The following is a 21,312-nucleotide window of genomic DNA, read 5'->3' on the forward strand; positions in this document are numbered from 1 at the left end:
GAGCCATACCTCTAGTGACCCACCGTCACCAAGACCCCCGATCGAGGGGAGCGGCTGGACGATCGGGTGACCATGCGTCATTGTGGGGGACTCCTGGACCGTCAGGATCATGACCTTGGGGGGGACCCATCGTGCGCACCACCGTCGCCCGGCTGCTCGCAGCCGGCGTCCTGTCCACCGCGGCCGTCGCAGGCACCGCCGCCTCCGCCTCGGCGACGAACGGCTACGAGCCGACCGCGCCGCAGCCGTCCGTCTCCAGCGTGCCCCCGGCCCCCTCGCGCGGCGTGAGCGCCGGGGCGAGCGCCGCGAGCTCGACCGGCGCGGAGCTGGCCTACACCGGTACGGACGTGCTGCCCTGGGCGGCCGCCGGGACCGCCCTGGTGCTCGGTGGTGCTGGCCTGGTCGTCGCGGCGCGCCGCAAGCCCGCGCGCTCGCACTGATCCCCGGGCGCACCGCCGGGACGACACGTCCCCGGCGGTGCGCCCGTCCTCGTGCCCGGCGGCTTCCGGGGGGTGGCCGCCGCCACGCGTCGACGCGCACCACCGGGCCATCGGTCCCGGCGCGCGCTCCGCACCGCTCGCGCGCCCTCGCCCGCGCCCGCCCGCGCACCCGTCCCGCCGCCGCCCCGCGCCGGCCGGGACCGCCCGGACGGACGTCGCGTGCACGCCGCGTGAGCGTCCGCGCGCACGCCGTGCGCACCGCACCGCCCCCTCCTCCGCGGCCCCGCCGCACCCTGCCGCCGATCGGATGACCGGCGGCCCGGGCGGCGCGCCGAGCGCCGTACCGTGGTCGACCGGGTGCCCCGCCACGGGCGGGCTCCCCGGCGCAGGCCGCCCCGCCCCCTCACCGCCCCGGGTCCGGCGGGACGCGCCGGACGGCAGCCCGTCGACCAGAGAAGGAGCAAGCCCGGCCATGGCCACCGCGCCCCGCTTCACCGTCCTGTGCGCCACCTACAACCAGGCGGACTACCTGGAGGAGATGCTCTCCAGCGCGCTGGCGCAGACCCTGGACGACTACGAGGTGGTCGTCGTGGACGACGGCTCCACCGACGACACGCCCCGGGTGCTGGAGCGCGCGCTGGCCGCGGCGCCGGCGCACCTGCGCGAGAAGGTGCGCGTGCTGCGCACGGAGAACGGCGGGCAGACCGCCGCGTACGAGCGCGGCTTCGCCGTCTCCCGCGGCGAGTACGTGTGCCTGCTCGACTCCGACGACCGCTTCGACCCGGGCAAGCTCGAGGAGGTCGACCGCGCCGCGCGCCGGCACCCCGAGGCCGGGATGATCATGCACCCGCTGCGCGTGGTGGACCCCGCCGGGCGCAGCACCGGCGTGGTGCGCCCGCAGGCGGCGACCCTCTCCGACGGCGACATCCGCGAGCAGATGCGCCGCACCGCCCGCCACGTCGCCCCGGGGGCCTCCGGGCTGGTCTTCCGCCGCGACGTGATGGCGCAGCTGTTCCCGGCGCCGACGAAGTCGTTCACCTTCGCCGCCGACGCCTACCTCTCCTTCGGCGCGGCCTGCCTGAGCCCCGTCGCGGCCCTGACCGAGCCGCTGGCCGACTACCGCATGCAGCCGCAGGGGCAGTACTTCAAGCGGATGCTCTCCCCCACCGGCCTGCGCCGGCAGCTGAGCTTCCAGGAGGTCGTCGCCGGCCACTTCGGCCACGGCACGGCCGCCCGCCGCAACTCGCACTGGGCGCGCAACCGCTACGCCAGCGCCATGTACGACGGGCCGTGGGGCCGCCGGCTGGGCGAGTTCGGCAACCTCGTGGTCGCCGTCGCGGGCGACCCGTACTTCAGCACCCGCCAGAAGGCGGTCATGACCGGCTTCTGGGCGCTCACCCTGGCCGCCGGCCCGCGCGCCTTCCCGTCGCTGTGGAGCTGGTTCCAGCGCCGCCAGACGGGCTGGCACCGCGTGGGCGAGCAGGTCACCGGGGCGGCACGTCCGGCCCCGGCAGCGGTGGCGGCGGGCTGAGGGCGGCCTTGAGCGCCCGGGCCCGCGCGCGGCGGGCGGCACCGGCAACAGCACCGGCAGCACCGGCAGCAGCAGCACCGGCGGCAGCACCGGCAGCAGCAGCACCGGCGGCAGCACCGGCAGCAGCAGCACCGGCGGCAGCACCGGCAGCACGAGGACACCGGCGGGGCCGTCCAGGCCCCGTTCAGCAGCGGCAGACAGGATGTGACCAGTGATCGGCAGCTACCTCTCCGTCCTGCGGCGGCGCGCGCTCCTGGTCGCGCTCGTGACCGCCCTGGTGGCGCCCCTGGCCTTCCTGGCGCTGACCGCCGGCGGGCGCTCGTACCAGTCGGTGGCCGTGGTGCAGGTCGGCAGCCGGCTGGCGGCCGGCGTGGTGGGCCTGGACACCCCCTACGAGGACGCCGAGACCCTGCTGGCCACCGAGGTGCAGTTCTTCGAGGGCGACCGGGTCGCCGAGGCCGCGCGCACCGCGCTGGCCGCCGAGGGCTGGAGCGGCAGCGCCGAGGAGCTCAGCGCGCAGGTCACGGCCACCGGCCGCGGGCTGTCCAACCTCATGGACGTCACCGGCACCGCCTCCACCCCCGAGCGCGCCCGCCAGCTGACCGACGCGTTCGTCACCGCCTACGTGCAGACCCGCCAGGACAGCCAGCGCGACGCGGTGCAGGCCGTCGTCGACGACCTGGAGGCCCAGCGCGACCAGGCCGAGGCCCAGCTGGCGGCCCTGGACTCCGCCCCGGCCGGCGCGGCCGCCGAGCGCGACCGCGCCTCGGCGCAGTCCTGGTACGACTCGCTGACCGACCAGATCGAGCGGGCCCGCCTGCGCCTTTCCGTGGACACCAGCGGTGTCGCGCTCGTCTCGCCCGCCTCGGCCGCGGCGCGCACCGAGTCCACCGGCGCGCCGCTGGCGGCGCTGCTGTCCCTGGCCGGCGCCCTGCTCGTGGGCTGCGGCGCGGCGCTGGTCCTGGACATGCTGCGCGACCCGGTGCGCACCCGCGCCGAGGCGCAGGAGCTGCTCGCCGCCCCGGTGCTGGGCGTGCTCGGCGCGCCGGGGGCCGGCGCGGGCGTCGCGGGCGGTGCGGCGGCCGCCGCGGCCCGCGGGGTGCGCCTGCGCCTGGAGCACCTCAACGGCGGCACCGCCCCGCGCACCGTCGCCGTGACGGCGCTGCCCTCCGACGCCGCCGACGCGGTGCGCGTGGCCACCTCCCTGGCCGCGGCGTGGGGCCGCACCGGGCTGCGCGTGGCCCTGATCGCCGACCCGTCGGCGGAGGCGGTGCGCACCGCGGCGGGCCCGCTGCCGCCGGACGGCGACGGCGGTGAGGTCGGCGCGGGCCTGGGCGCGGCGCAGACGTCGCTGCCGGGGGTCTGGCTGGTGCCCTCGACGACCTCCGAGGCGCGCACCGGCTTCAGCGACCACCCCTCGCCCGACGCGGTGCTCAGCGCCCTGCGCCGCTCGTGCGACGTGGTCGTGCTGGTGGACACCCGCCCCGAGGCGCCCGACACCGCCGCGGTCGCCTCCCTCGTGGACGCCGTGCTGGTCGTGTGCGCCCTGGACGTGACGCCCTCCAAGCAGGTCACCGCCCTGACGCGCTCCCTGGAGCAGTACGGCGTGCGGGTGGACGGCGTGGTGCTGACCCGTCGCGGCCCGCACGGGCAGCACCGCCGCCCGGGCCGGGCCGCGGCCGCGGGCGCCCCCGGCGCGGGTGCGGTGCCCGCCGCGGCGCGCGAGGACCAGCGCGACGGCTCCGTCGTGCGCGAGGCGCTGCCGCAGGCGGCGGGCTCGCACACCGCCGGCCGCGCGCGCGCCGGCCGTTCCACCAGGCAGTGACCCGCAGGGTCCAGGACGACGAGGACGACAGCCCATGCACCGCTCGCCCGACGACCCCGCCGGGGCCTCCGGCTCCGCGCGCGCACGCGTGCCCGCCTCCGCCGCGCCGGCTGCCCGGCCGGCGGGGGTGACGCTGCCAGCGCCGGTGCCGGTCGGGGGCACCACCGTGCACCCGCTCACCCGCGAGCAGGCGGTGGCCGCCGTGGTGGGCTGGGCCGCTGCGGGCGAGAGCGCCCTGGTGGTCACCCCCAACGTCGACCACGTCGTCATGCTCGAGCACGACGCGGCCTTCCGCCGCGCCTACGGCTCCTCGCGCCTGCGCCTGTGCGACGGCATGCCGCTGCTGGCGCTGAGCCGGCTGGCGGGCACGCCGCTGCCCGAGCGGGTCACCGGCGCGGACCTCTTCCTCGACGTGTGCGCCGCCGCGGCGCAGCGGGGCCTGCGCGTCTTCGTCGCCGGCGGCATGCCCGAGGTCCTCGAGCGCGGCACCGCCGCGCTGCGCGCGCGCTTCCCCGGCCTGCGCGTGGACGGCTGGAGCCCGCCGCTGGCCTTCGAGGGCACCGAGCACGACGAGGAGCTGCAGCGGCGCATCGCCGCCTCCGGCGCCGACGTGGTCATGGTCTGCTTCGGCGCGCCGCGCTCGGAGGTGTGGGCGGCGGCCCAGCGCGAGCGCCACCAGGCCGTGTACCTGTGCGTGGGCGCGGCCATCGACTTCGCCGCCGGGGCGAAGAAACGCTCGCCGCTGTGGGTGCAGCGCGCGGGCATGGAGTGGGCCTACCGGCTGCTGCAGGAGCCGGGCCGGTTGTGGCGGCGCTACCTGCTGCGCGACAGCGCGTTCTTCGGGATCGCCGCCCGCCAGCTGAGCACCTCGCGCTCCGGGCGCGCGTGAGCACGTCCACCCCGCGCACCACCGCCGCCGACGTCCCGGCACCGCGGCGCCCGCGCCGCCGGCGCACGTGGCCGCTGGTGGCCGCGGGCGTGGCCGGCGCGCTCGGGGTGACCTCCTGGCTCGTGGCCGAGGACCGCCCGGCCCCCGGCGACGACGGCCCGCGGGTGCTGTGGTCGGGCTCGTTCGACCCCGCGCCCGGCTCCACCTGGGAGGAGGAGTCCGGGGTCGTCGTGGCCAGCCGCACCAGCGCCGAGGTCGTCGAGGAGGGCCCGGAGGGGCGCCGGGACGTGTTGCGGGTCACCTTCGGCGAGGACGGCTCGCGCTGGGGCGCGGACTACCGCCACTCCTTCGACGCCCTGGGCGTCGGGCCGCGCGAGGAGGTGCGCTTCGGCTACGACGTGTACTTCCCCGAGGACTTCGAGTTCCGCGGCGACGGCAAGTTCGGCGGCCTGGCCGGCATCGACGAGGGCGTCGAACCGCTGGAGACCTCCTCGGGCGGCTCGTACGACGAGGGCTCGTTCTCGGTGCGCGCCATGTGGCGCGAGGACCGCAGCGTGGTGATGTACCTGTACGCGCGCCACGGCGACGGCAAGGACTTCGAGGACCCGGCCAACTACGGATACGGCATCGTCGAGAGCTTCGAGAACCCCGACGGCAGCACCGCGGGCGCGATCGAGCCGGGCAGGTGGCACCGCGTGGAGCACCGGGTGAGGATGAACACCCCGGGGCGCGACGACGGCGTCTACGAGATGTGGATCGACGGCCACAGGGGCGTCTCCGTCACGGACGTGCAGTACCGCACCGCCGCGCACCCCGACCTGCGCGTCAACCAGATCTTCTCCGCGTGGTTCTTCGGCGGGGACTCCTCGCAGTACCCCACGCGCGTCAGCGAGCTCTACACCGACGACTGGGCGCTCACCGACGGGTCCGCGGCCGCGGACGGCTGAGACCCCGCACCGCCGCGGGGCGCTGCCGGCCGGCGCGCTCAGCGCGGGAGCGCGGTGCTGCCGGTGGTGGCGCGCCCGTCGGGAGCCGGGGCGGGTGCGGTCGAGCGGCGCAGCGACGTGAAGGCGCCCAGCAGCACGACCGCGCCGGTCATCTCCAGCACCTCCTCGGCGTGCATGAGGACCACGTACCCGTGGCGCTTGGTGTCGCCGTCCCACTGCGCGGCCTCGAGCACCTGCGACGTCGTCCAGCACGCCCCGGCGAGCACCAGCAGGGCCAGCACGCGCGGGTGGCGGGTGCGCAGCGCGCGCACCAGCACCAGGGCGAGCAGGGCGGCGAGCAGGGCGACCGGGGCGTAGAGGACCTGCCAGTCGACGCCGGTGGAGTCCTCGAACGTCTCGTGCAGCGCGAGGAACTCGTCGGCGGCGAGCAGCACCAGCAACCCGGCGGTGAGCGTGCAGGCCGTCCCGGTGCGCCGCGCCCGCCAGGCGGCGACGGCGGCGGCGAGCACCAGCAGGGCCGACCAGCCGGCGGCCAGGCCGTGCTCGCGGTCCAGGTGCAGGAGGAGCGCGGCGGCGGAGCGGTGCGGCAGCAGCGCGCTGGCCACCCCGCCGAGCACGACCACCACGGCGCTGACGAGCGCGGCGACGCGCACGAGCCGCTGCGCGAGCAGGTCGGCCACGGGCTCGGCGAGGGGCTCGAGGAGCAGCCGACGGGACGGCGATGACGGCTGCGAGGTGAACACGAGGTGGACCGTGTCACTCCGTGAGGTGAACCGTCAATCGGGGTCACCCACGAGGCACAGCCTCGTCACGCTGCGCGCAGAAGCGTCCGCCGATCGGCGCAGCGCCCCTCCACGGCGCCCGCCGGTCACCGGTGCGCCCGGCGCTCACCCGGACGGGTGAAGAAACCGCGAGCGCGCTGTAACGCTCAAGGCCGCTCCGGCGATGCCCGACCTTCTTGGGGACAGCAACGGCGGGGGAACCGCCGGCACGCGAAAAGGCAAACCCACCGCGAGGTGGGGGCGCAAAGCCACGGAGCTCTCGGAGCGAGCCGGGTTACCGAAAGTGAGGACGAGCTGTCGCGTCCTGCCACTCGGAACGGCGTGGAGGACAGCACCATGGAGAAGAACCGCACCAAGCGAAGCCGCCTGCCCCGCGCGACCGCGGCGCTGGCGCTGAGCCTCGGCGTCCTCGGCGGCGTCGCGGCCGGCACGGTCCCGGCCACCGGTACCGCCCAGGCGGCCACCACCGGCGCCCGCACCCTGCAGGACTTCGTCGCCGGCGGCGGCGTGCAGGACTCCCCCGAGAACCTCACCTCGCCCGCCCCGGGCGTCTCCCGCGTCCACCTGGACAAGGGGAAGATGAACGGCTACAAGGTGCGCGCGGCCGTGCCCAGCACCGACGAGGCCACCTTGACCTACAAGGTCCGCGTGCCCAAGGACGTCCACGACAAGGGCCTGGCCCTCATCGACCTGAAGATGCCGGGCATGGCCGGTGCGCCGGCGGGCAAGTCCCCCTGGTACGCCTCCAGCGGCGGCACCCTGCAGCCCGACTCGTTCTCGGTGCGCCTGCACGCGCGCAAGTCCAGCCTCTACAACGTCGGGTACCCGTGGTGGGACGCGTACGTGTACGCCCCCTACGCGGCCGGCAAGACGTTCAAGGACTGGGGCATCCAGGTGCCGATCACCACCGGCACCAACGGCGCCGGCTCGCGCCTGCCGATCCCCACCGACCGCTGGTTCGACGTGAAGGTCCACGTCAAGCTGAACACCCCGGGTCAGGACAACGGCGTGCTGGACATCTGGATCGACGGCACGCATGGCATCGCGCTGAAGGACGTGCGCTGGCGCGCGGCGGGCGTGAACACCCCCATCAACCTGTTCATGGCCGAGACGTTCTACAACAACCCCGGTGCGCCGCAGGACGGTTTCATCGACTTCTCGGAGTTCCGCCTGGAGAACGGCGCCGGGACCACCGCGCCGGCGCCCGCGCCGGCCCCGGTGACCACCCCCGCGCCGGTGACCACCCCCGCGCCGGCCCCGGTGACCACCCCGATCACCCCCGCGCCGGCGCACCTGTCGCAGCGCGCCTACCGCGTGGTGCGCAACGGCTGGGGCCCGGTGGAGGTCGACCGCAGCAACGGCGAGAGCGGTTCCGGCGACGGCCGGCAGCTGCGGATCGGCAGCGCCTCGTACACCCGCGGCCTGGGCGTGCACGCGGCCTCCGAGGTCGTCGTGCCGGTGCAGGGTTCGCGCAGCTTCACCTCCAAGGTGGGCGTGGACGCCGAGGTCGGCAGGGCCGGCTCCGTGGTGTTCCAGGTGTGGGACGGCGGCACGAAGCTGGCCGACAGCGGCGTGGTGCGCGGCGGCGCCGCGGCGAAGACCCTCACCGCGGACGTGACCGGGCGCAAGGAGGTCCGCCTCGTCGTCACCGACGCCGGTGACGGCAACGCCAAGGACCACGCGGACTGGGCCGACGCGAAGTTCAGCTGAACCCCGCCCGCGCACGACGGCGCTGCACCCGGAACCGGGCGCAGCGCCGTCGTGCGTGTGGGAGCATCCGTGCGGTGAGCACCGAGACCACGCCCACGTCCTCCCCCGCCCCGGGAGCGCCCGCCCCCGCAGCGCCCGCACCGGCTGCGCCCGCGGCGGTGGACCGCGCGGACGGGGGCGGCGCGGCCCGCCCGCGCGCCGGGCGCCGGCCGGCGGTCCTCGTCTACAACACCGACGGCGTAAACCCGTACGGCGCGGAGATCGCCTCGCTGCTGAGCCGGCGCGGGCTGGTGACGACGCTGCTGGACCCGGGCAACAGCGGCAACCGCCCCGCCGACGGGGTGCGCTGGCGCCGCGCGCTGCCGGAGAACTTCGGCAGCGGCTCGGGCGCGCGCCAGCTGGCGTCCCTGGCGCGCGGCCTGGGCGAGACGGCCTGGGCCAGCCTGGTGCGCCGGCGCGTCGTGCTGGTCTCCTTCACGCGCTTTCCCGTGGAGGACCTCGTCCTGGCGGGGCTGGGCGCGCTGGGCCGCCCCGTGGCGCTCGTGGTGCACAACCCGGTGCCGCGCCAGGCGGAGTCCACCCCGGCGCGCTGGGCCCGCCTGGCCCTGCTGCGCAGCGCGAGCACCGTGGTCGTGCACGCCGAGCGGCTGCGCGCGAAGGTGCACCCGGCGGTGCGCGGGCCGGTGCGGGTGTGCCCGCACCCGCCGTACGCGCAGACCGTCGCGGCGGGCGAGCCGCAGCTGTCCCTGGACCCGCAGCGGCGCTGGGTGGCCTTCCTCGGCGCGCTGCGCTGGGACAAGGGGATCGACCTGGTGCCCGAGGTGCTCGAGCGCGTGCCCGAGGAGCAGCGCCGCCGCCTGGGCCTGGTGGTCTGCGGCCGCGGCGAGCTGCCCGCCGCCACGTGGGAGCACCTGCGCGAGCTGGGCGTGGCCGTGCACGACCTGACCTCCCCCGATCCGGTGCCGCAGGAGGTCCTCCTCGACGTGCTGCGCAACCGCCCGCTGCTGCTGGCCCCCTACGTGGCCGCCACCCAGTCCGGCTCGGTGGTCCTGGCGCTGTCGGCCGGCTGCCGGGTGCTGGCCTTCGACGAGGGCGGCATCCCGGACGTGCTCACCGCCGACGGGCTCGTGCCCAACGGCGACGTCGAGGCCATGGCGCGCGCGCTGGCCGAGGGCCGCGGCGGCACCGCCCGCGAGCCCCTGGAGCGCTGGACGGAGCAGGCCGCCCGCGCCTGGGCGGGAGTCGTGGAGGACCTGGGCTGAGCCCGTCCGCCCGCCCCCGCGCCGGTGGGGGCGGGTTACAGTGTCGCCGGCGACCGGCTGGACCGCGGCGCCGCCCCGTTCACCCGTCCGGGTGGCGTCGGGGCCCGTCGTGCCGGACGCCCGTCGCCGAGGGGGGAACCTGGCTGCGGGCGGGTGCCGCACCCGGTCCGGCGCGCGCACCCCGCCCGCCGAGGACCGGACCACCGACGGACAGTCGAGAAGGGGGAGGACCCAGACCGTGTCGCTCTCCGCCCAGGTGGCCGCCGCGCCCGCGCGGCCGGCGCCGCGCGCGGCCGCGCCCGTCCCGGGACCCGCCACCGCCCCGCCCCCCCGCCCGGCCCGCCCGGCGCCGGCGGCGCAGGAGCGGCCCGGCCGCCTCGTCACCGCCTACGCGGTCTTCGTGATGCTCCTGGGCACGGGCGCCTTCACGTCCATGGTGGGCTTCGACGTGCAGGGCCCGGTCTTCGCCCTGTGGGGCTGCGCCTACGTCGTCGCCCTGGCCGGGCTCTTCGACGACCGCTTCCGCCGCCGCCGCACGGCCGGCGCGCCGGTCCTGCTCGTGGGCGTGGTGCTGCTCACGGCCGCCTCGCCGCTGTGGTCGGTGGCGCCGGACCTGACGCAGCGGCGCAGCATCGGCCTGGTCGGCACGGTGCTCGTGGGGCTGTTCCTGGCCCGCCGGTTCCGCCCGGTGCAGCTGTTCGACGTGCTGCGCCTGACGGTGCTCGTCCTGGCCGTGCTCTCGCTGCTGCTGCTGGCCAGCGGCTCGCCGCTGGCCCTGGACCCCGTCCACGGCACCCTGCGCGGGGTCCTGGTCACCAAGAACACCCTCGGGCGCGTGCTGGCGCTGGGCATCCTCGCCGCCGCCGCCGTGGCCCTGCTGGACCGCGCGCGCACGCGCCGGGCCGTGCTCAGCGCGGTGCCGATGCTGCTGGCGCTGTCGCTGACCGCCTCCACCGGCGGGATGGTCGTGGCGGCCGCGGCGCTGCTGGTCGCCGCCGTGGTGGCGCTGCTGCGCGACCGGCGCGGCCCGGGCGCGCTGGCGGGCCTGGGCGCGCTGGCGGTGGGCGTGGCGTGCGTGGTGGTGCCGCGGCTGAGCGCCGAGACCGTCGCCGGCGCCATCGGCGAGGACGTCACCCTCACCGGGCGCACGGAGATCTGGGCGGAGGCGCTGCGGGCCCTGGCCCAGCGACCGGTCCTCGGCCACGGCTACGGCGCCTTCTGGGCCGCCTCGGACCAGGCGGTGCGCATCCGCACCCGCCTGCAGTGGGACGTGCCCAACGGGCACAACGGCCTGCTCGACGTCGGGCTGGACCTGGGCCTGGTGGGCGTCGCCCTGGTGGGCCTGCTGCTGGTGGGCCTGGTCGTGCGCGGTCTGCGCGACCTGCGCGCCGGGCGCGCCGCCGCGGGCGCGCTGCGCCTGGCGGTCGCCGGCATCACCGTCAGCGCCAACCTCGTGGAGACCGGCCTGCTGCAGCAGAACACCCTCTACACGCTGCTGCTGGTCGCCGCCCTGGCCGCCGGCGATCCGCGCCGCGTCGGGGCCCGCCGGCGCGTCGGGCGCGCCGAGCAGCGTCGCGCGGCGCGGCCGATGCCCTCGTGAACCGGCTGCGCGGCCTGCTCCAGCGGGGGTTGCGGGCCTCGCGCGGGCGCAGCGCGCGGGCGATGTCCTGGGCGATGGTCGGGCAGGTGACGGCGGTGGTCTCCTCCACCGCGAACTTCCTGCTGCTGGCCCGCCTGGTGGGACCGGCCGAGTACGGCCTGATCGCCGGCAGCTGGGCGCTGGTCCTGGCCGTCTCCCCCGTCGCCGCGCTCGGCTCCGACCGCCTGCTCGTGCGCGACGTCAACGCGCGCGGCGAGCAGCCGCGGCAGGCCCTGGGCACGGCGCTGCTCAGCTGCCTGGTCGGCTGGTTCGTCGTGGTCGGCGCCCTGGTGCTGCTGCGCCCGCTGGTGCTGCCGCAGACGCCGCTGGCGCTGCTGCTGCTCCTGGCGCTGGCGGACATCGTCGCGATGGGCACGGCGGTGACGGTGACGGCCCTGTGCTTCTCCACGGGCGCCGCGCGCGCCGCGGGGATCTCCGTGGTGGCCATCAACCTCACCAAGCTGCTCGCCGTGGTGACCTTCGCGCTGGTGGGCAGCGGCGACCCGGTGCAGTGGGCGGCGACGTACGCCGCGTTCGCGCTGGTCTCGGCCGGCGGGCAGCTGGTGTTCGCGCTGCGGCGCTTCGGCCGGCCCACGGCGCGCGGCTGGAACCTGCTCACCCGCGCGCGCGAGGGGCTGCCCTACACCGGCAGCGTCGTGGCCGGGGTGGTGCAGAACGACGCCGACAAGACCCTGCTGCTGCGCAACGGCCTGGCCGTCGAGGCCGGCCACTACAGCGTGGCGTACCGCCTGGCGTCCATGGCGTACCTGCCGGTGCAGGCGGTGCTGCAGGCGATGTTCCCGCGCTTCTTCACCCTCGGCGGCGAGGGCGGGATGCCGGCCACCGCGGCGCTGGGGCGGCGGATGATCAAGCCGCTGCTGGTCTACGGCGCGCTGGCGACGGTGGTCCTGCTGGCGATCAGCCCGCTGGTGCCGCTGCTCATCGGCGAGGAGTACCGCGACTCGGCACCGCTGCTGGCCCTGCTGGCCCCGCTGACGCTGCTGAAGGTGGTGCAGACGGTGACCGGCGACGTGCTCACCGGCGCCGGCCGCCAGCACGTGCGCACCACGTGCGTGGGCTCCACCGCGGCGGTCAACGTGCTGCTCAACCTCACCCTCATCCCGGTGCTGGGCGTCAGCGGCGCCCTGGTGGCCACCTACACCGCCGAGCTGCTGCTGTCCGTGCTGCTGCTGCTGGCGGTGCGCCGGGGCCTGCGCGCCGCGGTGGTGCCGCAGGGCTCGCCGGCCCGGGCCGCCGCCGACCCCCCGCCGTAGCGGGACCGGGCGCCGCCGTCGCGGCGCCCACCGCCGGGCGCCCGCCCACCGCCCCCGCGGCGGCGCGCCGGGCGCTGCCCTCCCCCACGTCCGTCGCCCCGCTGGAGGTCCGCGTGAGCAACCCCGTCACCTTCGAGATCACCGTCTCGCCCACCGACTGGCGCCACGCGGTGCACGTGCTGCCGCACCAGCTGCGCCAGTGGGCCGGGCAGGTCGACGACGTGCAGTTCACGCTGAACCTGCAGCAGCGCGCCGGCCGCTACGGCACCGCCGCCGACGAGGGGCTGCGGACCCTGCGCGCGCTGCTCGACGAGCTGTGCGAGCGCCACCCCAACGCGCACGTGGTGGAGGTGGACACCTCCGACGCCGCGCGCGCCGCGGTCAGCGAGCGCTTCCTGGGCGGGCGGCCGGTGCCGCTGAAGAACCACGACGGCGGCCCGTACTACTCGTACCTGTTCGGCTGGCACGCCGCGCGCAACGACCTCGTCCTGCACACCGACTCCGACATGCTCTTCGGCGGCGGCAGCCAGGCGTGGGTGGGCGAGGCGCTGGAGGTGCTGCGCACGCGCGACGACGTGCTGTGCACCGCGCCGCTGCCCGGCCCGCCCACCGCCGACGGCGTGCTGCCCGAGCGCGTGCGCGCGCAGCACGCGCGCATGGGCGGCGAGCCGCGCCGCGAGCCGCTGGACTCCCTGGCCTACCGCCTGCACGGCTGCAGCACCCGCCTGTGGCTCTTCGACCGCGCCACGCTGAGCCGGCGCCTGGGCGGGATGCCGGTGGAGGCCCCGCGCCTGCGCAGCGCGCTGCGCGCGCGCGTGGAGGGCAACCCGCCGGTGGAGCTGCCGGAGAAGAGCATGAGCCGGCGCATGAACGAGCTGGGCCTGTACCGGGTGGACCTGCTGGGCAGCGGGGCGGGCATGTGGAGCGTGCACCCGACGATGCGCTCGGAGGAGTTCTACGCCGCGCTGCCGGAGCTGGTGGCGCGCGTGGAGTCCGGCGACGTGCCGGACGCGCAGCGCGGCGACTACGACCTCAACGACTCCATGGTCGACTGGACCAGCGCGCGCGAGGCGCTGCGGCGCCAGACGTGGCCGCGGCGGCTGGCGCGGCGCGCGACGCGCCCGGTCCTGCAGCGCGCCCAGCAGGTGCAGCGGGCCCGGGCGGCCCGGTGAGCGGGGCGGCGGGCGGCCCGGCCGCCGCGGAGGTCCCGGTGCGCCCGGTGGAGGTCGTCGGGGAGGTGCGCGAGCTGCACCGCTCCCCCGAGCACCTGGCCGCCGAGCGCTTCGAGGTGAGCGTCACCGTCTGCTTCGCCAGCAACCGCGACACCCTCGGCGAGACGATCGCCTCGCTGCAGCGCCAGCGCGACGCCCCGCCCTTCGAGCTGCTGCTGGTCTCCAACGCCACGCACGACGACTCCGTGCAGGTCGCCCTGGAGGCCGCGCGCGGCCTGCCCGTGCGCGTGGTCGAGTGCGTCAGCGCCGGCTACGACTCCAACGCGCGCAACGTGTGCATGGTGGAGTCGGCGGCCGGCAAGACGCTGTTCCTGGACTCCGACGACACCGTGAACGAGGACTACGTGGCGGCGATGTCCGCGGCGCTGGACACCTCCTCGATGGTCACGGCGGTGTGGGACGTGCGCAGCATCAACGCCGGCCGCTTCCCGGAGCTGGCCGGCGCGCCGGCCGCCGACCCCTCGCGCTGGCCCTTCCGCCACCAGGGCTGGACGTTCGCGCCCGGCGGCACCCTGGGCTTCCGGCGCGAGGTGCCCGAGCGCATCGGCGGGTTCGACCGCACCCTGCTGTTCGGCGCCAACAACGAGTGGTGCTTCCGCGCCTTCGCCGCCGGTCACCCCATCACCGCCGTGCCCGCCGCGGTGGTGCACTACCGGCTGCGCCCGCAGGCGCGCCAGGCGCTGCGCCAGCGCTACCGCTGGGGCGCGTCCGAGGTGGCTGCGGCCAAGGCCGCCGAGGGCTACGGCATGCCGCGGCGCACGGGCCTGCGGGCGGCGGGCGCGGGCACGTGCGCGCGGCTGCTGCGACGCCTGGCCACGGTGCGCGGCTCCTACGACTGGTACGACTTCCTCAGCATGCTCGGGCAGGCCGCCGGGCACGTGACCGGCTCGGTGCGCCACCGCCGCCTCGACCTCTGAGGTCGCGAGCAGGACCCCGGCGGCGCAGCGCCCCGGGCCGGTGACCCGGCCCGGGGCGCTCGCCGTGCCCGGTGGGGGCGCTGCGGCTCAGGAGGTCGCGGCGCTCTGGGGCACGGGCGCGGGGTCCTCGGCCGCCGGCTGCGAGCCGCACGGGCCGGGCGGGGTGCGCCGCCCGCGCCGCGCCCGGCGCACCTCGGCCAGCGCCACGGACACGTGCGCAGCGACCGCGTCGACGAAGGGGTCGCGCAGGATGGAGTTGTGCATCCCCGGCACCTCCACCAGGGACCACTGCCCCGTCAGGTGCCGCTCCCAGCGGCGGCGGTAGGCGGCGTCGTGGTCGTCGGCGGCGACCACGACGAGGACGCGGCCGTCGTAGGCGGGTGCGGAGTAGCGCCGGCCGATGACGATGCCCTGGTGGTGGAAGCGCCGGTAGTGGCCGCGGCCGGGGTCGGGCAGGATCCCGGTCAGGGCGACGGAGACGTCGTCCTTCACGCGCGCGAAGAGGGTCGGGAACGTGCGCGGCGGCATGAGGGCCGGGTCGGGGGCGAAGGAGTCCAGCTCGACGAGCAGGTCCACCTCCTCGCCGGCCGCGCGCAGCTCGCGGACCATCTCGTAGGCGACCAGGCCGCCCATGGAGTGCCCGACGAAGCGGTAGGGGCCGTGCGGCTGCAGCTCGCGCACCACGGCCAGGTGGCGCCGGGCGATGCGCTCGATCGACCAGTCGGGCAGGGCGCGGTTCTCCAGGCCGTTGGCCTGCAGGCCGAACACGGGGCCGGGGTGGTCCACGCGGTGCGCCAGCGTGCGCAGGGCCACCGCGGCGCTGCCGGCACCGGCGACGAAGAACAGCGGCGAGGCGTCCTCGCCGTCCCCGGCGCCCTCGCGGGCCGGGCGCAGCGGGACCAGGGTGGGCCGCTCGTTGCGCACGGTCCGGCGCGAGGCGGCGGCGAACTGCGCCACGGTGGGCGCGCTGACCAGCAGCGCGGTGGTCACCGGCACGCGGGGGTTGTCCAGCAGGTCCGTCATGCGGGCCACGAGCGCCTCGGCGGCCAGGGAGTCCCCGCCGAGCTCGAAGAAGTCGTCGTGGACGCTGAACTCCTGCAGCTCCAGCACCGCGGCGAACTGCTCGTGCACGACCTGCTCCCAGCTGGAGCGCGGGTTCTGGAACACGGCGGTGGAGGTGGGCGGCTCGGGCAGGCGGGAGCGGTCCAGCTTGCCGCGCTCGGTGCGCGGCAGCGCCTCCAGGAACACCACGTGCGCGGGGACCATGTGCGCGGGCAGGTTCTCGCGCACGACGGCGCGCACCGCCGACGCCTGCGGGCGCGCGCCGGTGGGCACCACGTAGGCGACCAGGACGGTGCGCCCGGTGCGCGGGTCGGGACGGCCCACGACCACGGCCTCGCGCACGTCGGGCTGGGCGAACAGCAGGGCGTCGACCTCGCCGGGCTCCACGAGCAGCCCGCGCACCTTCACGCTGTGGTCGGTGCGCCCCAGCAGGCGCAGGCACCCGTCCTCGTCCAGCGAGCCGACGTCGCTGGTGAGGAAGGAGCGGGTGCCGTCGGGGTTGTCGCGGTAGACCTCCGCGGTGCGCTCGGGCGCGCCCCAGTAGCTGCCGGTCAGCCACGGGGAGGTGACCACCACGCGGCCGGTGCCGTGCGGGTGGCGCGCGCCGTCCTCGTCCTGCACCTCGAAGCGCGCCCCGGGCACGGCGAAGCCCACCGGGGTGGCGCCCTGCGGGGAGGGGTCGGCCGGGTCGAGGCGGAACTCGGCCATGAGCCAGGTCTCGGTGGAGCCGTAGCGGTTGCGCAGCACGCAGCGCGGGCCGACGGCGGCGCGGATGGTGCTCAGCTCCCCGCCGTGCACGGTCTCGCCGGCCACCGTGACGCTGACCAGGCCGTCCATGCGCTCGCCGGGGGCCAGGGCGGCCATCGCCCCGCGCAGGATCGCCGGGGAGGCGTGCAGGACGTCGACGCCGGTGCGGCGCATCCAGGCGGGCAGCTCGGCCACCGAGCGGCGCCGCGGGTCGAACAGCTCCTGGCGGGCGCCGACGAGCAGGCACGCCAGGGTCACGCCGATGCCGGCGCTGAAGGCCATCGGCAGCAGGTGGGCCACCACGCTGCCGGCGTCGTAGCAGCCGGTGCCCAGGGAGTTCACCCAGGCGTCGTGCAGGATCGAGCGGTGGTCGCACGCCACGCCCTTGGGCCGGCCGGTGGAGCCGGAGGTGTAGACGATCACCGCCGGGTCCTGCGGGCGCGCCGGGACGGCCAGCAGCTCGGCGGCGGCGGCGAGGTGGTCGGCGCCGGCCGGGGCGGCGGGGTCGGAGTCGGGGTCGATCACCGTGGGCACGACCTGGGCGGCGACGTCGGCGCGCCGGGCGTCGCTGACGCACACCGTGGCGCCGGCGGGCTCGACGTAGTGGCGCAGCCGCTCGGCGGGCGTGGTGGGGTCGAGCACGACGACGGGGCTGCCGCTGGCGATGACGCCGAGCACGGCGGCCACGGCGCCCACGTCGTGACCGCGCAGCACGGCCACCGGCCGCCCGGCCGCCCCCGCGGCCAGCACGGCGGCGCGCACGCGCGCGGCGCGCACGAGCAGGTCGGCGCCCGTCAGGCGCTGCTCGTCGTCGGCGGCCAGGACCCTCTCGGCGGCGTCGAGCGCCACCTCCACGATGCGCGGCACGAGCGTGCCCGCGGCGTGCTCCTCTGTCAGCGGCGCGACCATGTGCGGCTACCCCCGGTCAAGATGCTCGGACCGCTCCCCCCCGGAGCGCCCCGCGCACCATAACGCGCCCGGCCCCACCCGCGCCCGGGACTCCCGCCGGGTCACCCGGGTGCACCCCTGCCGTGCTCTCGCGCGGACGCGCTGCGTGACCGGCGCGGGGGCCGCGCAGGGGCCCGCCGGGCGGCCCTCAGCCCGGGGCGTGGAAGCGCTGCTGGGCGGCCTCCAGGCCGTGCACGAGCAGGTCCTCGACCGCGTCGGCGGCGTCGACGAGCAGCATCGGCACCTCCTTGCGCTCGGCCGCGGAGAACTCGCGCAGCACGAAGTCCGCCGGGTCCTGCCGGCCCGGCGGGCGCCCGATCCCGACCCGCACGCGCGCGTAGTCCTTGCCGCGCAGCGACTGCGAGATCGAGCGCAGGCCGTTGTGGCCGCCCTCGCCGCCGCCGCGCTTGAGCCGGACGGCGCCGAAGGGCAGGTCCAGCTCGTCGTGCACGACGACCACGCGCTCGAGCGGCACGTCGAAGTACGTCGCCAGGCCGGCCACCGGCCCGCCGGAGAGGTTCATGTAGGAGGTGGGCGCGGCCAGGACCGCGCGCGGTCCCGGCGCCCCGCCCGGCGCGGTGCCCAGGCGCACCTCGGCGACCCGGGCACCGGCGCGGTGGCGCTTGAGGGAGGCCGACGCGCGGCTCGCCAGCTCGGCGAGCACCATCTGCCCGACGTTGTGCCGGGTGCGCTCGTGCTCGGGGCCGGGGTTGCCCAGCCCCACGACGAGCCACGCGTCGCTCACGCTCGTCCTCCCGGTGCGGTGCGGTGCCGGCTCAGGACTCGGCGGGGGCCTCGGCGTCCGCGTCGGCGCCGCCCTGGTCGTCGGAGCGGGCCTCCTCGCGCACGATGCCGGCCTCGGCCTCCAGGGACTCCAGCTCCGCCTCGACCTGCGCGGCGCTGGCGGCGGCCTGCACCACGACGACGAGCTGCTGCGGGTCGCCGGCCAGGGTGGCGCCCTCGGGCAGCGCGACGTCGCCGGCGGCGACCTGGCTGCCGGCCTCCAGGCCCTGCACCGGCACCTCGATCGCCTCGGGCAGGTGCGTGGCCTCGGCCTCCACCGACAGGGTGGTCAGCTCCTGGTTGACGATGGTGTCGGCCGCGGCCTCGCCGGTCAGCGTCAGCGGCACGTCGACGGTGACCTTCTCGCCGCGGCGCACCACGAGCAGGTCCACGTGCTCGATGAAGCCCTTGACCGGGTCGCGCTGGACGTCCTTGGGCAGGGTCAGGTGGCGCTCGCCGTCCACGACGACGTCCAGCAGGACGTTCGCCTGGCGCAGGGCGATCATGGTGGCGTGGCCCGGCAGGGTCACGTGCAGCGGCGCCTCGCCGTGGCCGTACACCACGGCGGGGATCTGGTCGGCGCGGCGGATGCGGCGGGCGGCGCCCTTGCCGAACTCGGTGCGCTTCTGGGCGGACAGCTGGGCCTCGGCCACGGGGTGCTCCTCGGGGTGGGTCTGCTCGGACAGGCCCCGGGAGGGCGCGGGGCACCCGTCCACCGCGTCGATCACGGATGGGCGCGCAGCGCCGTCCCTCGCCGAGGCAACCGGACCCGAGTCTACCCGCGCGCGGGCGGGCGGCCGACCGCGAGCGCGCCGCCCGCGGCCGGCACCGCCCGGCGGCTCAGCTGTGCCCGTCGAACAGGCTGGTCACCGAGCCGTCGTCGAAGACCTCGCGGATCGCGCGCGCCAGCAGCGGCGCGATGGACAGGGTCGTCAGCTGCGGGAAGCGCTGCGCCTCGGTGATCGGCAGGGTGTTGGTGACCACCAGCTCGGAGATCGGCGAGTTCTTCAGGCGGTCCACGGCCGGGCCGGAGAGCACCGCGTGGGTGGCGGCGGCGATGACGTCGGCGGCGCCGTTGGCCTTCAGCGCCTCGGCGGCCTGCACGATCGTGCCGGCGGTGTCGATGAGGTCGTCGACGAGCACGCAGGTGCGGCCCTCGACCTCGCCGACGACCTCGTGCACCTTCACCTGGTTGGGCACGTTCGGGTCGCGGCGCTTGTGGATGATCGCCAGCGGGGCGCCGAGGCGGTCGGACCACAGGTCGGCCACGCGCACGCGGCCGGCGTCGGGCGAGACGATCGTCAGGTTCGAGCGGTCCACCCGCTTGCCGACGTGGTCGGCCAGGATCGGCAGCGCCCACAGGTGGTCCACGGGGCCGTCGAAGAAGCCCTGGATCTGGGCGGTGTGCAGGTCCACGGACATCAGGCGGTCCGCGCCGGCGGTCTTGAACATGTCGGCGATCAGGCGCGCGGAGATGGGCTCGCGCCCGCGGCCCTTCTTGTCCTGGCGGGCGTAGCCGTAGAACGGGGCCACCACGGTGATGCGCTTGGCGGAGGCCCGCTTCAGCGCGTCGACCATGATGAGGTGCTCCATGATCCACTGGTTGACGTTCGCGGTGTGGCTCTGGATGACGAACGCGTCGGAGCCGCGCACGCTCTCCTCGAAGCGCACGTAGATCTCCGAGTTGGCGAAGTCGTAGGCGCTGGTGGGCACCAGCTCGGCGCCCAGCGCGGCGGAGACCTCCTGCGCCAGCTCCGGGTGCGCGCGCCCGGAGATGAGCACCATCCGCTTCTCGCCCGTGGTGGTGATGCCGGTCATCGCTGGTTCTCCCTGCCCTCGGTGGTGGCCCCGGTGGTGGCCCCGGTGCCCCTGGTGGTGCCCGTGCCGGTGGTGCTGCTCGTGCCGTCGCGGCCGTCCTGGCCGTCGCGGTCGGCGTGGTCGTCGGCCGCGCCCCCCTGCGCCCGCAGCGCGGCCTCGGCGGCGGGCGTGCCCGGTCGGTTGCGCACCGTCCAGCCCTCGAGGTTGCGCTGCGGGGCCACGCTGATGGCCAGCGCCCCGGCAGGCACGTCCTTGCGCACGACGGTGCCGGCGCCGGAGTAGGCGCCGTCGCCGACCGTGACGGGTGCGACGTACTTGGTGTCCGACCCCATGCGCACGTGCGAGCCGATGGTGGTGCGGGCCTTGCGCACGCCGTCGTAGTTGACGAAGACGGAGGACGCGCCGATGTTCGAGTGCTCCCCGATCGTGGCGTCGCCCACGTAGGTCAGGTGCGGCACCTTCGAGCCGCGCCCGATCTCGGCGTTCTTCGTCTCCACGAACGTGCCGATCCTGCCGTCCTCGCCCAGGACGGTGCCCGGGCGCAGGTACGCGAAGGGACCCACGTGCGCGCCGGCGCCCAGCACCGCGGAGGTGCCGTGGGTGCGCTCGACGACCGCGTCGGGGCCGACCTCGACGTCGGTGAGGGTGCAGTCCGGGCCGACCACGGCGCCGGCGGCCACGCGGGTGCGCCCGTGCAGCTGCACGCCCGGCAGCAGGGTGACGTCGGCCTCCAGCACCACCCCGGCGTCCACCCAGGTGGTGCGCGGGTCGGTGACGGTCACGCCGGCGCGCATCCAGCGGCGCAGGGTGCGCGCGTTGGCCTCGGCGGCCAGCTCGGCCAGCTGCACGCGGTCGTTGACGCCGCGGGTCTCCCACTCGTCCTCGACGGGCAGGGCCAGCACGACCCGGCCGTCGGCGCGCAGCAGGCCCAGCACGTCGGTCAGGTACACCTCGCCGGCGGCGTTGTCGCGGCCCACCCGGCCCAGCGCGCCGCGCAGCGCGGCGGCGTCGAAGGCGTACACGCCCGAGTTGACCTCGCGCACCGCGCGCTGCTCGCCGGTGGCGTCCTTCTCCTCGACGATGGCGGCCACGCCGCGCTCGTCGCGCAGCACGCGCCCGTAGCCGGTGGGGTCCTCCAGCTCGGCGGTCAGCACGGTCATCGCGGCGCCGCCGGCGGTGTGGGCGGCGACCAGCCGGCGCAGCGTGCCCGCCGACAGCAGCGGCACGTCGCCGTACGTGACGAGCACCGTGCCCGACAGGTCGTCCGGCAGGGCGGCCAGGCCGCAGCGCACGGCGCTGCCGGTGCCGGGCACCTCGTCCTGCAGGGCCACGACGGCGCCGGGGTCGGCCTCGCGCACGTGGGCGCCCACGCGCTCGGCCTGGTGGCGCAGCACCACGACGAGGTGCTCGGGGCCGGTGGCGCGGGCCGCGGCCAGCGCGTGCCCGAGCAGGGGGCGACCGCCCAGCGGGTGCAGCACCTTGGGCAGGCGCGACCTCATGCGGCTG

At 76.7% G+C, this 21,312-nt stretch carries 17 protein-coding genes and 1 riboswitch; of the genes, 11 read left to right on the top strand and 6 right to left on the bottom strand.

The genetic code is table 11. The features are described 5' to 3' along the window. Positions 1-131 precede the first annotated feature (131 nt). From ACRYMN_RS03265 to ACRYMN_RS03285, 5 genes are all read left to right on the top strand, one after another. A complete protein-coding gene (locus tag ACRYMN_RS03265) occupies positions 132-440 on the top strand; it encodes an LAVTG motif-containing sortase-dependent surface protein (RefSeq protein WP_432491929.1) in 309 nt (102 codons plus the stop codon). Between the two features lie 472 nt (positions 441-912). After that, positions 913-1,971 carry a glycosyltransferase family 2 protein gene (locus ACRYMN_RS03270; protein ID WP_432491931.1) on the top strand — a complete coding sequence of 353 codons (1,059 nt, stop codon included), beginning with the start codon at positions 913-915 and terminating at the stop codon, positions 1,969-1,971. A 211-nt stretch (positions 1,972-2,182) separates the two neighbouring features. Then, entirely contained in the window at positions 2,183-3,796 is a 1,614-nt protein-coding gene (locus ACRYMN_RS03275; RefSeq protein ID WP_432491933.1) for a hypothetical protein, read from the top strand. Positions 3,797-3,830: 34 nt separating this feature from the next. Then, complete coding sequence (locus ACRYMN_RS03280) at positions 3,831-4,685, top strand: WecB/TagA/CpsF family glycosyltransferase (protein ID WP_432491935.1); 855 nt, start codon at positions 3,831-3,833, stop codon at positions 4,683-4,685. Further along, positions 4,682-5,632, top strand: a complete 951-nt coding sequence (locus ACRYMN_RS03285; RefSeq protein ID WP_432491937.1) for a polysaccharide lyase — start codon at positions 4,682-4,684, stop codon at positions 5,630-5,632. The genes ACRYMN_RS03280 and ACRYMN_RS03285 overlap by 4 nt, the downstream gene beginning before the upstream one ends. Before the next feature lie 38 nt (positions 5,633-5,670). Here the strand turns inward: ACRYMN_RS03285 and ACRYMN_RS03290 are convergent, their stop codons facing one another. Continuing rightward, positions 5,671-6,375: a DUF8692 domain-containing protein gene (locus ACRYMN_RS03290; protein WP_432491939.1), complete on the bottom strand. Its 705-nt coding sequence runs from the start codon at positions 6,373-6,375 to the stop codon at positions 5,671-5,673. 246 nt (positions 6,376-6,621) lie between these two features. Next, positions 6,622-6,696, top strand: a riboswitch (cyclic di-GMP riboswitch). Between the two features lie 54 nt (positions 6,697-6,750). Between ACRYMN_RS03290 and ACRYMN_RS03295 the strand changes: the two genes are divergently transcribed. The 6 genes from ACRYMN_RS03295 (at position 6,751) to ACRYMN_RS03320 (ending at position 14,448) form a co-directional block, all read left to right on the top strand. Next, positions 6,751-8,124 (top strand): NPCBM/NEW2 domain-containing protein, encoded by a 1,374-nt coding sequence (locus ACRYMN_RS03295; RefSeq protein ID WP_432491941.1) that lies wholly within the window; start codon positions 6,751-6,753, stop codon positions 8,122-8,124. 74 nt (positions 8,125-8,198) lie between these two features. Next, positions 8,199-9,386, top strand: a complete 1,188-nt coding sequence (locus tag ACRYMN_RS03300) for a glycosyltransferase (RefSeq protein ID WP_432491943.1) — start codon at positions 8,199-8,201, stop codon at positions 9,384-9,386. A gap of 238 nt (positions 9,387-9,624) precedes the next feature. Next, positions 9,625-10,986 (top strand): O-antigen ligase family protein, encoded by a 1,362-nt coding sequence (locus ACRYMN_RS03305; RefSeq protein ID WP_432491945.1) that lies wholly within the window; start codon positions 9,625-9,627, stop codon positions 10,984-10,986. Continuing rightward, entirely contained in the window at positions 10,983-12,299 is a 1,317-nt protein-coding gene (locus ACRYMN_RS03310) for a lipopolysaccharide biosynthesis protein (protein ID WP_432491947.1), read from the top strand. The genes ACRYMN_RS03305 and ACRYMN_RS03310 overlap by 4 nt, the downstream gene beginning before the upstream one ends. A 113-nt stretch (positions 12,300-12,412) precedes the next feature. After that, positions 12,413-13,471, top strand: coding sequence for a hypothetical protein (locus tag ACRYMN_RS03315; protein ID WP_432491949.1), 1,059 nt, complete (start codon positions 12,413-12,415; stop codon positions 13,469-13,471). Beyond that, positions 13,468-14,448, top strand: a complete 981-nt coding sequence (locus tag ACRYMN_RS03320; protein ID WP_432491951.1) for a glycosyltransferase family 2 protein — start codon at positions 13,468-13,470, stop codon at positions 14,446-14,448. Before ACRYMN_RS03315 ends, ACRYMN_RS03320 begins: the two co-directional genes overlap by 4 nt. An 87-nt stretch (positions 14,449-14,535) precedes the next feature. On the opposite strand, the gene ACRYMN_RS03325 is transcribed toward ACRYMN_RS03320, so the two are convergent. From ACRYMN_RS03325 to glmU, 5 genes are all read right to left on the bottom strand, one after another. Continuing rightward, positions 14,536-17,166 carry an AMP-binding protein gene (locus ACRYMN_RS03325; RefSeq protein ID WP_432491953.1) on the bottom strand — a complete coding sequence of 877 codons (2,631 nt, stop codon included), beginning with the start codon at positions 17,164-17,166 and terminating at the stop codon, positions 14,536-14,538. A 187-nt stretch (positions 17,167-17,353) separates the two neighbouring features. Continuing rightward, positions 17,354-17,950, bottom strand: a complete 597-nt coding sequence (gene pth, locus ACRYMN_RS03330) for an aminoacyl-tRNA hydrolase (protein WP_432491955.1) — start codon at positions 17,948-17,950, stop codon at positions 17,354-17,356. A 31-nt stretch (positions 17,951-17,981) separates the two neighbouring features. Further along, the gene (locus tag ACRYMN_RS03335; protein WP_432491957.1) at positions 17,982-18,641 is read right to left on the bottom strand and encodes a 50S ribosomal protein L25/general stress protein Ctc; all 660 of its coding nucleotides are present in this window, start codon (positions 18,639-18,641) and stop codon (positions 17,982-17,984) included. Between the two features lie 187 nt (positions 18,642-18,828). Further along, positions 18,829-19,806, bottom strand: a complete 978-nt coding sequence (locus ACRYMN_RS03340) for a ribose-phosphate diphosphokinase (protein WP_432491959.1) — start codon at positions 19,804-19,806, stop codon at positions 18,829-18,831. Continuing rightward, positions 19,803-21,305 (bottom strand): bifunctional UDP-N-acetylglucosamine diphosphorylase/glucosamine-1-phosphate N-acetyltransferase GlmU, encoded by a 1,503-nt coding sequence (gene glmU, locus ACRYMN_RS03345; protein ID WP_432492082.1) that lies wholly within the window; start codon positions 21,303-21,305, stop codon positions 19,803-19,805. The genes ACRYMN_RS03340 and glmU overlap by 4 nt, the downstream gene beginning before the upstream one ends. Between the last annotated feature and the right edge of the window lie 7 nt (positions 21,306-21,312).

It is taken from the genome of Kineococcus gypseus (assembly GCF_050871305.1).
Classification (GTDB): domain Bacteria; phylum Actinomycetota; class Actinomycetes; order Actinomycetales; family Kineococcaceae; genus Kineococcus; species Kineococcus gypseus.

Bases quoted from the DNA above. Each gene is read 5' to 3' on its own strand.
- ACRYMN_RS03270 (WP_432491931.1), top strand. From the start codon at position 913: ATGGCCACCGCGCCCCGCTTCACCGTCCTGTGCGCCACCTACAACCAG.
- ACRYMN_RS03280 (WP_432491935.1), top strand. From the start codon at position 3,831: ATGCACCGCTCGCCCGACGACCCCGCCGGGGCCTCCGGCTCCGCGCGC.
- ACRYMN_RS03295 (WP_432491941.1), top strand. From the start codon at position 6,751: ATGGAGAAGAACCGCACCAAGCGAAGCCGCCTGCCCCGCGCGACCGCG.
- ACRYMN_RS03325 (WP_432491953.1), bottom strand. From the start codon at position 17,166: ATGGTCGCGCCGCTGACAGAGGAGCACGCCGCGGGCACGCTCGTGCCG.
- ACRYMN_RS03340 (WP_432491959.1), bottom strand. From the start codon at position 19,806: ATGACCGGCATCACCACCACGGGCGAGAAGCGGATGGTGCTCATCTCC.
- glmU (WP_432492082.1), bottom strand. From the start codon at position 21,305: ATGAGGTCGCGCCTGCCCAAGGTGCTGCACCCGCTGGGCGGTCGCCCC.